The organism is Bradyrhizobium zhengyangense (assembly GCF_022012555.1).
Taxonomy (GTDB): domain Bacteria; phylum Pseudomonadota; class Alphaproteobacteria; order Rhizobiales; family Xanthobacteraceae; genus Bradyrhizobium; species Bradyrhizobium zhengyangense.
In genome coordinates this window covers 469,459-483,152 of sequence record NZ_JAKLTZ010000003.1, presented here as the reverse complement: position 1 = coordinate 483,152, position 13,694 = coordinate 469,459, and the positions used below count along the sequence as shown (strand labels likewise).

14 protein-coding genes are annotated in these 13,694 nt (G+C 63.3%); 1 reads left to right on the top strand and 13 read right to left on the bottom strand.

Features of this window, described 5'->3' with window-relative positions; all coding sequences use genetic code 11:
* Positions 1–5 precede the first annotated feature (5 nt).
* On the bottom strand, positions 6–1,592 hold the full coding sequence (locus L6639_RS12915) for an ABC transporter substrate-binding protein (RefSeq protein ID WP_237862564.1): 1,587 nt from the start codon (positions 1,590–1,592) through the stop codon (positions 6–8).
* Positions 1,593–1,851: 259 nt separating this feature from the next.
* On the opposite strand from L6639_RS12915, the gene L6639_RS12910 reads away from it, so the two are divergent.
* Positions 1,852–2,187, top strand: coding sequence for a hypothetical protein (locus L6639_RS12910; protein WP_237861916.1), 336 nt, complete (start codon positions 1,852–1,854; stop codon positions 2,185–2,187).
* A 37-nt stretch (positions 2,188–2,224) separates the two neighbouring features.
* On the opposite strand, the gene mtnK is transcribed toward L6639_RS12910, so the two are convergent.
* From mtnK to nuoI, 12 genes are all read right to left on the bottom strand, one after another.
* Positions 2,225–3,514, bottom strand: coding sequence for an S-methyl-5-thioribose kinase (gene mtnK, locus L6639_RS12905; RefSeq protein WP_237862563.1), 1,290 nt, complete (start codon positions 3,512–3,514; stop codon positions 2,225–2,227).
* 86 nt (positions 3,515–3,600) lie between these two features.
* On the bottom strand, positions 3,601–3,948 hold the full coding sequence (locus tag L6639_RS12900; RefSeq protein WP_237861914.1) for a hypothetical protein: 348 nt from the start codon (positions 3,946–3,948) through the stop codon (positions 3,601–3,603).
* A 33-nt stretch (positions 3,949–3,981) separates the two neighbouring features.
* Positions 3,982–4,257, bottom strand: a complete 276-nt coding sequence (locus L6639_RS12895; protein ID WP_237861912.1) for a DUF1467 family protein — start codon at positions 4,255–4,257, stop codon at positions 3,982–3,984.
* A gap of 9 nt (positions 4,258–4,266) precedes the next feature.
* Positions 4,267–4,671: a methylmalonyl-CoA epimerase gene (mce, locus tag L6639_RS12890; protein WP_237861910.1), complete on the bottom strand. Its 405-nt coding sequence runs from the start codon at positions 4,669–4,671 to the stop codon at positions 4,267–4,269.
* 43 nt (positions 4,672–4,714) lie between these two features.
* Positions 4,715–6,385 (bottom strand): ribonuclease J, encoded by a 1,671-nt coding sequence (locus L6639_RS12885; protein WP_237861908.1) that lies wholly within the window; start codon positions 6,383–6,385, stop codon positions 4,715–4,717.
* The gene (locus tag L6639_RS12880; protein WP_237861906.1) at positions 6,385–7,191 is read right to left on the bottom strand and encodes a biotin--[acetyl-CoA-carboxylase] ligase; all 807 of its coding nucleotides are present in this window, start codon (positions 7,189–7,191) and stop codon (positions 6,385–6,387) included. Before L6639_RS12880 ends, L6639_RS12885 begins: the two co-directional genes overlap by 1 nt.
* A 1-nt stretch (position 7,192) precedes the next feature.
* On the bottom strand, positions 7,193–8,629 hold the full coding sequence (gene nuoN / locus L6639_RS12875) for an NADH-quinone oxidoreductase subunit NuoN (RefSeq protein WP_237861904.1): 1,437 nt from the start codon (positions 8,627–8,629) through the stop codon (positions 7,193–7,195).
* A gap of 22 nt (positions 8,630–8,651) precedes the next feature.
* Positions 8,652–10,160: an NADH-quinone oxidoreductase subunit M gene (locus tag L6639_RS12870; protein ID WP_237861902.1), complete on the bottom strand. Its 1,509-nt coding sequence runs from the start codon at positions 10,158–10,160 to the stop codon at positions 8,652–8,654.
* The gene (nuoL, locus tag L6639_RS12865; protein WP_237861901.1) at positions 10,161–12,242 is read right to left on the bottom strand and encodes an NADH-quinone oxidoreductase subunit L; all 2,082 of its coding nucleotides are present in this window, start codon (positions 12,240–12,242) and stop codon (positions 10,161–10,163) included. It lies immediately after the preceding gene.
* Positions 12,243–12,250: 8 nt separating this feature from the next.
* On the bottom strand, positions 12,251–12,559 hold the full coding sequence (gene nuoK / locus L6639_RS12860) for an NADH-quinone oxidoreductase subunit NuoK (protein ID WP_008547737.1): 309 nt from the start codon (positions 12,557–12,559) through the stop codon (positions 12,251–12,253).
* The gene (locus tag L6639_RS12855) at positions 12,556–13,194 is read right to left on the bottom strand and encodes an NADH-quinone oxidoreductase subunit J (protein ID WP_237861899.1); all 639 of its coding nucleotides are present in this window, start codon (positions 13,192–13,194) and stop codon (positions 12,556–12,558) included. Before L6639_RS12855 ends, nuoK begins: the two co-directional genes overlap by 4 nt.
* 9 nt (positions 13,195–13,203) lie before the next feature.
* Complete coding sequence (gene nuoI / locus L6639_RS12850; RefSeq protein ID WP_026232873.1) at positions 13,204–13,692, bottom strand: NADH-quinone oxidoreductase subunit NuoI; 489 nt, start codon at positions 13,690–13,692, stop codon at positions 13,204–13,206.
* Between the last annotated feature and the right edge of the window lie 2 nt (positions 13,693–13,694).

The window sequence follows — 13,694 nt, the reverse complement described above, 5'->3', positions numbered from 1 at the left end:
GCGTGTCATTTCGCGGGCGAAGTGTCGTCCACCCATAGCTCCTCGGTGTTCTGATGGGTCAGCTCCGTCGGATTCTGCTGAATGCCGTGGAGCCAGGGCTGCACGGCCATGACCGCCTTGTTGTAGTTGAAGAACCAGACCGGCGCTTCCTCGTAGAGGAACGCATTGGCCTTTTGCAGCAGTTGGTTGCGCTTGGCGGTGTCGTCGGTCTGTCCCGCCTCGTCGAGGATCTTGTCGAAGTCGGGATTCCTGAAATTCATGTAATTGCAGGCCGGCTGCGGCGTCGACGAGTGGAAGCATTTGAGCGCAGCCAGCGGATCCGGTCCGCTCTGCTGGGAATAGATGAAGGCCTGGTAGTCGCCGGTGCGCACCACCTCCGCCAGCACCGCGGTCTCGACCTGCTTGACCTTCACCTTGATGCCGACCTTGTCCAGCATCGGGATGACAGCCGAGACGATCGGCAGGCCCCAGCTTTCATTCTGGCTGGTGGTCCATTCGAATTCGAAGCCCTGGGGATAGCCGGCCTCGGTGAGCAGCTGCTTGGCCTTGGCCGGATCGTAGGGATACGGCTTCATCGTCTTGTCGTAGGCCGGCGAAGTCAGCGGCAGCCAGCTGGTGGCACGATAGGCCTTGTTCTTGACCAGCTTGTTGATGATCAGGTCGCTGTCGATCGCGTAGTTGATCGCCTGCCGGACACGCTTGTCGGAGAACGGCTTGAACGCGGGGTTCATCCCCATGTAGCGCGTGAAGACCTCGGCGACCTCGACGATGGTGCCCTTGAGGTTGGGATCAGCCTGATAGGCGACATACTGCGCCGGCCCGAGCACCGAGGTATCGATTTCCTTGTTGCGGAAGGCGACGTCGCGCGCCGCGGCCTCGCCCATGATCGAGACGACGACCTTGTCGGCGTAGGGCTTGCCGGGCTTGTAGAACTTGTCCCACCGCTCCAGAACGATGCGCGAACCCGGCACGTGCTCGACGAACTTGAACGGTCCAAGACCGATCGGATGCTGGATGAAGCTGTCCTTGGCGCCCTCGTCGGCGGGATAGATCGAGGTCAGCGCGGTGAAGAAATAGAAGCCCGGATCGACCTTCTCGGTCAGCTTCATCTCGAGGGTGAAGTCGTCGATCTTCTTCAGGCCGGATATCTCCTTGGCCTGCCCCTTCTCGACTGCGGCCGCCCCCTCGATGATGCGGACATAACGCGCGCCGGGATAGGCCTTGGTGCCGTCCATGATGCGGTTGAAGGTCCAGATGATGTCGTCGGCCGTCATCTTGCGACCGTTGTGGAAATAGGCGTCGTCGCGGAGCTTGAAGGTTTGAACGAGACCGCCGCCCGAGACGACGACCTCCTTTGCAAGTTCCGGAACCGGCTTTCCTTCCGCGGAGTCCCAGGTGTAGAGCGAGCGATGCAGCGCCTTGGCGTAGATCTCGTCCTGGGCACGCTGGGTGGTGTGAATGTCGAGGCTGGTGAAGCTCGAACCATAGGGCGCGGTCATGCGGATGGTTCCGCCCTTGCGTGGGGTCTGGGCCTCCGCTGATCCGGCAAGCGCCAGTGCCATCCCCGCGACGATCACGCTCATCCTGAACATCATGTGGTCCCCCATCAACGCAGGTATTTCGATCAGGGATTTGATCATCCGTCGCCCGTGGAATGCAAGCTTCGTTTTGATGGCAGCTGATGCCGGTTCCTGAGGCAGGCATGAAGACCTCGCGGGGTTGCATTCCCACGTGACGCAAGCCCGCCTGATGACGCAGTGCGTCATCGAGCAACCAGGGCGGTGAACATTTTTCGGGATCGCCGCGACCAAGCTGACGATCGTTGTCTAAGCGCCAGGGATTGCGGAAAAAATGAATCGTCGAACGCCAGCTGTCCTGCTCGCCGGCATTCTGGTCGCCGCGATCGCTGCGATGGCGATCCCCGTCACACCGACCCCTGACAGGGACGGAGCCGCTGACGGCATCGAGGCCGGCTGGTCCCACATCTCGCGGTCAAACGGGGAAGTTGCCGATATCTGGTGGACGGTCTGGGGTCCTTGCTCCCCCAATTTTCTCGGCGAGCGTCTGATCTGCAACGCGGTGGACGGCAGTGCGGCGCGCAGCCGGGAGTTTGAGGTCGCGGCCAACGAGACCTGGGGTCTGCTGGTCGAGACGCACGGCGTCTTGCTGCCAGTGCATCTTTATTAGCGTTCTGCGACCGTCTCGCCCCGTCATTGCGACGGCTTTAACCTGACAATTCCGGCTGCCACTCCCGCAATTTCCGCGCAGCTCCGGTGACGTCGGCGATCGTCCGAAATGCCGCCGCCTCCACCATCATCCCGCGGGCCAGCCTGATGGCGCGGGCTTCGCTGATCGCCCGCTTTCTGGGATCCTCGATCAGCTCGAAATCGATGTTGTGGGCAAGGCCGAAGATGCGACGGATGGTTTTGGCCGCGGCAAAACCGACGGTGTCGATAAACAGACGCTGCATGTAGGCCTGCCGCTCGGCCTCGAGGCGCATCGCGCCCTTCTCGCCGGCAAAGAGCGAGACGGGATAGGCATCGCCGCTCGCCTCCGATCGCCAGAGGTCGAGGAATCTTCGCGCAAACTCGCTCCAGACCTGCTCGACCGTCTCCAGCATCCAAGTCTCGAATTCGCGCCGCTCGCCCGCCGCGCGCTCGTGGCCGGCGGACGCGAAATAAGCCATCAGCAGATTGGCCAGCACCGCGCCGACATCGAACCCCATCGGACCGAAGAAGGCGAATTCCGGATCGATCACCCGCGTCTCCGACGCCGTCACCATGATCGAGCCGGTGTGGAGATCGCCATGCAGCAGCGCTTCCGGGCTCGACATGAATTTCAGCTTCAACCTGCTGATGGCGACATGCAGCTCCATGTCCTCGCGCAAGGATGCGGCGAGGCCATCGAGATAAGGCGCGGTCCAGCGGTTCTGCTCGGCGATGCGGTAGGGATCCGTGAAGATCAGATCCTCGGTGATCTTGCAGAGCGCATGGTTGCCGGCAAAGGACGCGATGGCTTCCTTCTTCTCGGCAGCGATGAGCGCGAGATCGGAGGTGAAAAACAGCGTCCTCGCCATGAACGTCGTGATGTCGTCGACGAAGCGCGGATAGCGCGTGCCCGCGACCAGCCCTTTGCGCATGATGATGTGGGGCTCGAGCAGCTCCATCACGGTGAGCGCGAGCGTCTCGTTGTGGTGCAGCAGGGCCGGCACGAGGCCGGGCGCCAGCCGGGCCTGCCGGGACAGCGCGAGATATTCGTAATGGGCCCGCGACAGCGGCAGCGGCCAGCTCTCGCCGACGAGGCGGACGTAAGGCAGCGCCTGCTTCACGGCGATGCCGCCGCTCGCGCCCTTCACGATGAAGACGAGGTTGAGATTGCCGTCGCCGACCTCGGTAATGGACCAGACGGCCGGCTCGCCGCCGAGCAGCTTCTTGATGTCAGGCAGGCCTGCGAGATAGTCCCGCAAGGCCGCTTCCTGCAAGATCCGATAGTCCCCCGCCCGGCTCCCGGTCATGACGATCCTGTCCAATTGCTTGAGCATGATCTTCTCGGAAAACCGCTTCACACTTTTCCGGATCATGCTTGGTAGGCGCCGGATCGTTACTCCCGCTCCAGGAAGCTCGAGCCGATCTCGGCCTTTCTTTTGATGGGATCGTAATCACAATAAACGCTGTCCGCCACCAGCGTGTAGCTGGCGCTGACGGTGTATTTATCCAGCTTGACCGAGTTCAGGCCGATCACCGAGGTGCTTTTGCCGCCATTCCATTTGAACGGCGTCGAGCTCTTGGCCTGCTCGCAGGCCATCACGGCTTCGTTAAAGACATAGCCCTCGACGAACGCCTTGAGCGTTCGCACCTGCACAGCCATCTTCCACTCGAAATAGCCGATCGCCCCGAGGCCGGCGACCACAAGCACCAGAAGCGCGACGACGATCCTCTGAAAAGTCATTTGCTCCCCCAAAACCAGACGCAACGGAAAAAGCTAAAACGGCATGCCCATCAATCTCGAGAGACGCTCGAGCGAGAGATAGCCGGCGTGATAGGCGGCAACGCCGAGGCCATAGATGATCGCGGAGATGATCGTGGTCCAGATCAGCTTACGCTTCATGCCCGTCAGCACAGGCGCGCCGGGGTCCGTGCCGGGTGCGCCGACGCCGTCCTCGTGCTGGCTGCGAACGCCGAACGGCAGCGTCAAAAACAGCGAGATCCACCAGATGACGAAGTAGATCGCGAGCGCGGTTGAGATCTGGATGGCCATGATCCGGTCTTACGCCTGCTCGATTTCGACCAGCGCGCCGGAAAAATCCTTCGGATGCAGAAACAGCACCGGCTTGCCGTGGGCGCCGATCTTCGGCACGCCGTCGCCGAGCACCCGCGCGCCCTCCTTCACCAGCGTGTCGCGCGAGGCGATGATGTCGACGACCTCGTAGCAAACATGGTGGATGCCGCCATCAGGATTGCGCTCGACGAATTTTGCGATCGGGGAGGCTTCGCCGAGCGGCTCGATGAACTCGATCTTGGTGTTGGGCAGCGTCGCGAACACGGTGATGACGCCATGCTCGGGCAGCGGCACGGCCTCGGAGATCTGGGCGCCGAACGCCGCGCCGTAGATCCTGGCGGCCTTGGTGGCGTCCTTGGTCGCGATCGCGACGTGATTGAGGCGACCCAGCATGTCTCTTCTCCCTCAGGGCATGATCCAAAAGACCACGCCCAACCTACACTGTCAGGACGTGGACCAGACAGGGGGGCTTTTTACCCCAATGTTCGTTGATGACGGCCCGGACGGCGCGTCGCACCGATTCCGCCAGCGCATCCGGATCCCGCCGGCGCGCCTTCGGCAGGCCCTCGACCGTGGACATCACGGCATCGAAGACGATGTCGTCGAGCGGCTCGCCGGCCCGGTTCTTGTCGGGGATCCCGACCAGATCGACCTCGGGCTCGTCGGCAAGCTCGCCCTGCGCGGTCATGGCGATGGCGACGAAGGCGCAGCCGGAGAACGCCATGCGGCGGCGCTCGACCACCGCACGGGACTTGGAATCCTCAAGGATGGAGCCGTCCTTGTAGAGCCGGCCCGACGGCACCTCGCCGACCACGCCGGGATCGCCGGGGCCGAGCTTGACCAGGTCGCCGTTACGAATGACGAGGACTCGCGGCACGCCGGCGGCGCGCGCGAGCTTGGCGTGCTCGTTCAAATGCAGCGCTTCGCCGTGGACGGGGATCAGCAGCTGCGGCTTCACCCAGGAGATCATGTCGCGCAGCTCGTCGCGGCGCGGATGGCCCGAGACATGGACCAGATGGTCGCGGTCGGTGAGGACCTCGACGCCCTGCAGCACCAGATTGTTGATGATCGAGCCGACCGCCTTCTCGTTGCCCGGGATGGTGCGCGAGGAGAAGATCACGCTGTCGCCGCGGTTGAGCGTGATCTCAGGGTGGTCGTCATTGGCGATGCGGGCGAGCGCCGCGCGGGGTTCGCCCTGGCTGCCGGTGCACAGCGCCAGCACCTTGTCCTGCGGCAGATGACCGTAGACCTCGGGCGAGCGGAAGTTCTGCACGCCGTCGAGATAGCCGGTCTCGCGCGCCACCTGCACCACGCGCTCCATGGCGCGGCCGACCACGACGACCTCGCGATCGGCGGCCTTCGCGGCATCGGCGACCGCCTTGATACGCGCGACGTTGGAAGCGAAGGTCGTGACCGCGACGCGGCCCTTGGCCGACTTGACGAGATCAATGATCGTACGCGCGACCTCGGCTTCCGACGGTGAACGGCCGTCGCGCACGGCATTGGTGGAATCCCCGATCAAGGCGAGCACGCCCTCCTCGCCGAGCTCACGCAGCCGCTTCTCATCGGTCGGACGTCCGAGCGTCGGGGTCGGGTCGATCTTCCAGTCGCCGGTGTGGAGCACCACTCCGGCATCGGTGTGGATCGCCAGCGCATGCGCTTCCGGAATCGAATGCGCAACCGGAATGAACTCGATGTTGAACGGGCCGACGTCGATGCGGCCACCTGACGGGACCACGGTGACGGGGATGACGGGCGCGTTGCGCTCGGCGGCGCATTTGGCCTCGAACAGCGCCGCGCTGAACTGCGTCGCATAGATCGGACATTTCAGCTTCGGCCAGAGGTCGATGATGGCGCCGAAATGGTCCTCATGGGCGTGCGTCAGCACCAGGCCCATCAGGTTCTTGCGTTCCTTCTCAAGGAAGGAGATGTCCGGCATGATCAGGTCGATGCCGGGCAGATGCTCCTCGTCGCCGAAGGAGACGCCGAGATCGACCGCGAGCCAAGACCGCTGGTGACGGTTGCCGAGGCCGTAGATCGACAGGTTCATGCCGATCTCGCCGACACCGCCGAGCGGCGCAAACACCAGTTCGTCAGGCCTTGCCATCACGCAGCTCCCACCGAACGGGCCGGGCCGAAGAACACTTCGCCCGCCGCCACGGGCACAAGGCGGCCCTCCGCGGTGCGGACGATCAGGCAGCCGGTGTCGTCGATCGTATCGAAGATGCCTTCCAAGACCGTGGTTCCCGTATGGATCGCGATCGGCTCGCCCAGGCGGGCGGCACGCTCCAGCCACAGCTTACGGATCTCGGCAAAGCCTCGGCCATTGTCCCAAATGCCGCGGAATTCGACCCAGGCGTCCGAGAGCGCCGAGAACAGCTCCTCCGCGCTGATCTGGACGCCGAGGGCCGCGAGCGACACCGCCGGCGTCGGCGTGCCCTCGGGGGCCGCCACGATGTTGGTGCCGATGCCGACCACGATGGCCAGGCGATCGCCGACGATTTCGGCCTCCAGGCCAATGCCGACCAGCTTCTTGCCGTTGGCGAGGACGTCGTTCGGCCATTTCAAGGTGTAGCGGGGCCTGCCTTCCCCGAGCCGTAGCGCAGCCTCGAGGCTGACCTTCTCCAAGGCGGCCTCCTCGGCCAGTCCGGCGGCGAAGCCGATCGTGGCGCCGACGGCTGGGGAGACGTCCAGGACTTCGAGGACGCTGGCGGCGAGATTGCCCTTGGGCGCGATCCAGGGGCGCTGGCGACGGCCGCGACCGGCCGTCTGCTCTGATGTGACGAACCAGATCGGGCCGCGCTCGCCGGCGCGGGCCGCTTCGATGGCGTCAGCATTGGTCGAGCCGGTCCGCTCAAGGGCGGCGAGCTTGTAGCCTGCCGCTGACGCGCGAGAACCGAGCGCGAATCCCATCCTAGAACAGCGATTTTGCTGCGGCGGAGGCGACGCTCACCACCGGGCCCGCGAACAGGGCGAACAGGATGTTGAACAGGCCCGCGACCGCCAGCACCGACTTCACCTCGAACCTGACAGGATCGACCTGGCCGGCCGGCTCATCAAAGTACATCGTCTTGACGATGGTGAGATAGTAGTAGGCGCCCACGACGCTGGAGAGCACGCCGATCACGGCGAGCGTGAACAAATTCGCCTTGATGGCGGCGACGAACACGTACCATTTGGCGAAAAAGCCGGCGAGCGGCGGAATGCCTGCGAGCGAGAACAGCAGCATCGCGAACATGAAGGCGAGCAGCGGGTTGGTGCGGGAGAGACCGGCGAAGTCGCTGATCTGCTCAACGGCCTGGCCGTTGCGCTTCATGGCGAGGATGATCGAGAATGAACCGAGCGTCATCGCGACATAGATCACGATGTACATCAGCACGCCCTGTGCACCCTCGACCGTGCCCGAGGCGAGGCCGACCAGCGCGAAGCCCATATGGCCGATCGAGGAATACGCCATCAGGCGCTTGATGTTGCTCTGGCCGATCGCGGCGAACGAGCCCAGCGCCATCGAGGCGATCGCCACGAACACCAGGATCTGCTGCCACTGCGAGACGATGCCCGGGAATGCGGTCAGCGTGACGCGCGTGAAGACCGCGAGCGCGGCGACCTTCGGCGCCGAGGCGAAGAAGGCGGTGACCGGCGTCGGCGCGCCCTCGTACACGTCAGGCGTCCACATGTGGAACGGCACGGCCGAGACCTTGAAGCAGAGGCCGGCGAGCAGGAACACCAGGCCGAACACCAGGCCGACATTCGCGGCGGTCGCGGCCGTTGCGATGCCGGTGAAGCTGACGGTCCCGGTGAAGCCGTAAACCAGCGAGGAGCCATACAGCAGCATGCCCGAGGACAGCGCGCCCAGCACGAAATACTTCAAGCCGGCTTCGGTGGACTTGGCGTTGTCGCGGTTCGATGCCGCCACGACATAGAGCGCGAGCGACATTAGTTCGAGGCCGAGATAGAGCGTGATCAGATCGCCGGCCGAGATCAGCACCATCATGCCGAGCGTCGAGAGCAGCACCAGAATGGCGTATTCGAAGATGCGGCGCGACGCGTCGGCCAGGAACTCGGTCGACAGGATCAGCGTCACCGCCGAGCCGATCAGCGCCAGGATCTTCATGAAGCGGGCAAAGTCGTCGACGATGAAGCTGCCGCCGAAGGTGACCTGCTTGCCTGCGGGCAGCATGTATTCGAGCACGCCGACCAGGATCAGCAGCAGCACCGCCAGCGTCGTGACCGTGCTCGTGGTCCCCTGCCCGCGATAAGCGCCGAGCATCAGAAGCGCCATGGCACCGATCGCGAGCACGAGCTCGGGCAGCACCGGCGCCAGTTGATAACCTGCAGTCGTAATGCTCATGGCGATATCCTGACCTGCCCGATCACTGGAGCAGTGCGGCGGCCTTCACGGCCGTCACAGCGGTGTTGTAATTATTGACGAGTTGCTGGACCGAGGCGGCCGACATGTCGAGCACCGGTTTCGGATAGACGCCGAACAGGATCGTCAGCGCGATCATCGGGAACAGAATCACGCATTCCCGCAAGGTGAGATCCTTCATGCTCATCAGCGTCGGCTTGACCAGCGTCCCGAACACGACCTTGCGGTAAAGCCACAGCGCGTAAGCAGCCGACAGGATCACGCCGAAAGTGGCGAAGAACGCGGTCGGGATCGAGACCTTGAAGGTGCCGAGCAATGTCATGAACTCGCCGACGAAGCCTGATGTGCCGGGCAGACCGACATTGGCCATGGTGAAGATCATGAAGGTCAGCGCGTAGAGCGGCATCCGGTTGACGAGGCCGCCATAGGCCGCGATCTCGCGGGTGTGCAGGCGGTCGTAAACGACGCCGACGCAAAGGAACAGCGCGCCGGAGACGATGCCGTGCGAGATCATCTGGAACATGCCGCCGGCCACACCCTGCATGGTGCCGGCGAAGATGCCCATGGTGACGAAGCCCATGTGCGCAACCGACGAGTACGCGATCAGCTTCTTCATATCCTCCTGCATCAAGGCCACCAGCGAGGTGTAGATGATGGCAATCGCGGACATGGTGAAGATCAGCGGCGCGAAGTCGTGCGAGGCCAGCGGGAACATCGGCAGCGAGAAGCGCAGGAAGCCGTAGCCGCCCATCTTCAGCAGGATCGCGGCGAGCACCACGGAGCCCGCGGTCGGCGCCTCGACGTGCGCATCAGGAAGCCAGGTGTGCACCGGCCACATCGGCATCTTCACCGCGAAGGAGGCGAAGAAGGCCAGCCACGCCCAGGTCTGCAACGACCGCGGCACGGCCGTGTGCATCAGGGTCGGGATGTCGGTGGTGCCGCCGTTCCAGTACAGCGCCATGATGGCGAGCAGCATCAAGACCGAGCCGAGCAGCGTGTAGAGGAAAAACTTGAACGACGCGTAGACCCGGCGCGGACCGCCCCAGACGCCGATGATCAGGAACATCGGGATCAGGCCGCCTTCGAAGAACAGGTAGAACAGCACGAGATCGAGCGCCGAGAAGGTGCCGATCATCAGCGTTTCCAGGATCAGAAACGCCATCATGTATTCGCGAACGCGGTTGGTGATCGCCTTCCAGCTCGCGATGATGCAGAACGGCATGATCGCGGTGGTCAGGATCACCAGCGGCAATGAGATGCCGTCGACGCCCATGTGGTAGGTGATGCCGGTGGCGAGCCAGGCCGACTTCTCGACGAACTGGAAGTCGGCATTCGAGGGGTCGAAGCGCATCACCAGGATCACCGACACGGCAAAGGTGATGATCGTGGTCCACAGTGCGATCCAGCGCGAATTGCGCCTGCTAGCCTCGTCATCGCCGCGGCTCAGGTAAACGATCAGCGCGCCGACCAGCGGCAGGAACGTCGTGACCGAAAGGATGGGCCAGGTTGTCATTTACTGGCCTCCAAAGCCGAACATGAACCAGGTGATCAGGCCAGCGGCGCCGATCAGCATGGCGAATGCGTAGTGATAGAGATAGCCGGTCTGGATCTTCACGACGTTGCGGGTGACATCCAGCACACGGGCCGAGACGCCGTCGGGGCCGAAGCCGTCGATGATGAACCCGTCGCCCTTCTTCCAGAGCTGGTAGCCGATCCACTTCGCCGGACGGACGAAGATGAGGTCGTAGAGCTCATCGAAGTACCATTTGTTGAGCAGGAACTTGTAGAGCATCGGCTGCGTGTTCGCGAGCTCGACCGGCAGGTAGGGCTTGCGGATGTAGAACGTATAGGACACCAGGAAGCCGCCCACCATCATCACGAAGGGCAGCCAGCCCAAGAGATGCGGCATGTGCTCCATATCCTCGAGGATATGCGGGTTCATCTTCACGGACTCGCGGAAGAATTCCTCCACGCCGTGCGGTCCGGTGAACAGTTCCTTGAACGGGAAGCCGGCAAGGACCGAACCGACCGCCAGCACGCCGATCGGGATCAGCATCCAGATCGGGCTCTCATGTGCAGCTTCGTAATGCTCCTGGTCGTGGGGTTCGCCGAAGAAGGTCTTGAACACCAGACGCCAGGAATAGAACGAGGTCAGGCCGGCGGCCACGATCGTCAGCAGGTAGGCGTAGGTCGAGAACGGGTTATGCGAAGCATAGGCCGCCTCGATGATCGCGTCCTTGGAGAAGTAGCCGGCGAACAGCGGGAAGCCGGTCAGCGCCAGCGTGCCGACGGTCATCACCGCGAACGTGTACGGGATCTTCTTCCAGAGACCGCCCATGTTGCGGATGTCCTGCTCGTGGTGCATCGCGTAGATCACCGAGCCGGAGCCTAGGAACAGCAGCGCCTTGAAGAAGGCGTGCGTGAACAAATGGAACATGCCGACCGAATAGGCCCCTGCTCCCATCGCCACGAACATGTAGCCGAGCTGCGAACAGGTCGAGTACGCGACGATGCGCTTGATGTCGTTCTGGACGAGACCGATGGTCGCCGCGAAGAACGCTGTGGTGGCGCCGAAGAACATCACGACGGCCTGGGCATTCGGAGCGAGCTCGAACAGCGGCGACAGGCGCGCCACCATGAACACGCCGGCGGTGACCATGGTCGCGGCATGGATCAGCGCCGACACCGGGGTCGGGCCTTCCATCGCGTCCGGCAGCCAGGTGTGCAGCAGGAACTGCGCCGACTTGCCCATCGCGCCCATGAACAACAGGAGGCAAGTGAGGGTCAGCGCATCGGCATGCCAGCCGAGGAAGTTGATGGTCTTGCCGGTCAGGCCGGGCGCGGCATGGAAGATGGTCTCGAAATCGGTCGAGTTCGTCAGCATGAAGATCGCGAAGATGCCGAGCGCGAAGCCGAAATCGCCGACGCGATTGACCACGAAGGCCTTGATGGCGGCGGCGTTCGCCGACGGCTTCTGGTACCAGAAGCCGATCAGGAGATAGCTCGCCAGGCCCACGCCTTCCCAGCCGAAGAACAGCTGCACCAAATTGTCAGCCGTCACCAGCATCAGCATGGCGAAGGTGAACAGGCTGAGATATCCGAAGAAGCGCGGTCGGTTCGGATCCTCGTCCATGTAGCCGATGGAATAGAGGTGCACGAGCGAGGACACGGTCGTCACCACCACCAGCATCACGGCGGTGAGCGTGTCGACGCGCAAGCTCCACCAGACCTCGAGGTCGCCAGAGAAGATCCAGGGCAGCAGCTGATACCTGACGTCGTGGCCGTTGAAGCCGACATCCACCAGCGTCATCCAGGACAGCGCCGCCGAGACAAACAGCAGCGCCGTGGTGATCAGCTCGGCACCGCGCGAGCCGGCGGCTGCCGGTTCAACCGGACCGTGGCCGTGGTCGTCATGGGCGTGGTCGTCGTGACCATGGTCGTCATGAGCGACTGAGGCATGCGCATCGCCATGGCCGTGATCGCCGTGATGCTCGACCTCGTCGCCCGAGGGGTTGCGGCCATGCGCGCCAACGAGCGCGATCAGGCCGGCCAGAATGGCGCCCAGCAGCGGCAGAAAGACAATTGCCTGGACCATTTGAGAGCTCAGCCCTTCATCAGATTGACGTCCTCAACCGCGATCGAGCCGCGGTTGCGGAAATAGACCACCAGGATGGCAAGACCGATCGCGGCTTCGGCGGCCGCAACGGTCAAGACCAGCAGCGCGAAGACCTGACCGACGATGTCGCCGAGGAAGGTCGAGAATGCCACCAGGTTGATGTTGACCGAGAGCAGGATCAGCTCGATCGACATCAGGATGACGATGATGTTCTTGCGGTTCAGGAAGATACCGAGGATGCCGAGCGTGAACAGGATCGCGCCGACCGCCAGATAATGTCCGAGCCCGATCGTCATTTCACCCACTCCGCAGCATCCGCGTCCGAGAGCCCCTGCCCCGGCGCCACCTTGCGCATCGCCATCGCCATGTCGGGCGTGCGTGCGTTCTGAACGTTGATGTCCTGCCGCTTCACGCTCGCCTTGTGGCGCAGCGTCAGCACGATGGCGCCGATCATGGCGACCAGCAGCACCATGCCCGCGAGCTGGAAGTAGTGGATGTACTTCGTATAGAGCACCAGGCCGAGCGCCTCGGTGTTCGAGACGTTGCTCGGGATCGGCGCCGTGATGGTCTTGCTCACGGTCGGGTTGATGACCCAGGCGCCGACGGTCAGGAGCAGCTCGAACAGGAAGATGCCGCCGATCACGACGCCGACCGGCAGGTATTGGATGAAGCCTTCGCGCAGCTCGAGGAAGTCGACATCGAGCATCATGATCACGAACAGGAACAGCACCGCGACCGCGCCGACATAGACGACGATCAGCATCATGCCGAGGAATTCGGCGCCCATCAGCACGAACAGGCCCGAGGCGTTGACGAAGGCCAGGATCAGGTACAGCACGGAGTGCACGGGATTGCGCGAGACAATCACCATCACGGCCGAGGCGACGCAGACGGCGGCGAAGAGATAGAAGAAGAGCGCGGGAAGGATCATGCTCTCATCTCACCGGTACGGCGCGTCGAGCTCGATCGCTTTCGCGATCTCGCGTTCCCAACGGTCGCCGTTGGCGAGCAGCTTGGCCTTGTCATAGAACAGTTCCTCGCGGGTCTCGGTCGCGAACTCGAAGTTCGGACCTTCGACGATGGCGTCGACCGGACAGGCCTCCTGGCAGAGGCCGCAATAGATGCACTTCACCATGTCGATGTCGTACCGCACGGTGCGGCGGGTGCCGTCGTTGCGGCGCGGACCGGCCTCGATGGTGATGGCCTGCGCCGGGCAGACCGCTTCGCAGAGCTTGCAGGCGATGCAACGCTCTTCGCCGTTCGGATAGCGGCGCAGCGCGTGCTCACCACGGAAACGCGGCGAGATCGGGCCCTTCTCGAACGGGTAGTTCAGCGTCGGCTTCGGCTGGAAGAAATAGCGCATGGCGAGGAAAAACGCCGAGACGAATTCCGACAGCAGAAGCGAGCGTGCAGTGGCGTTGATGTTGATAC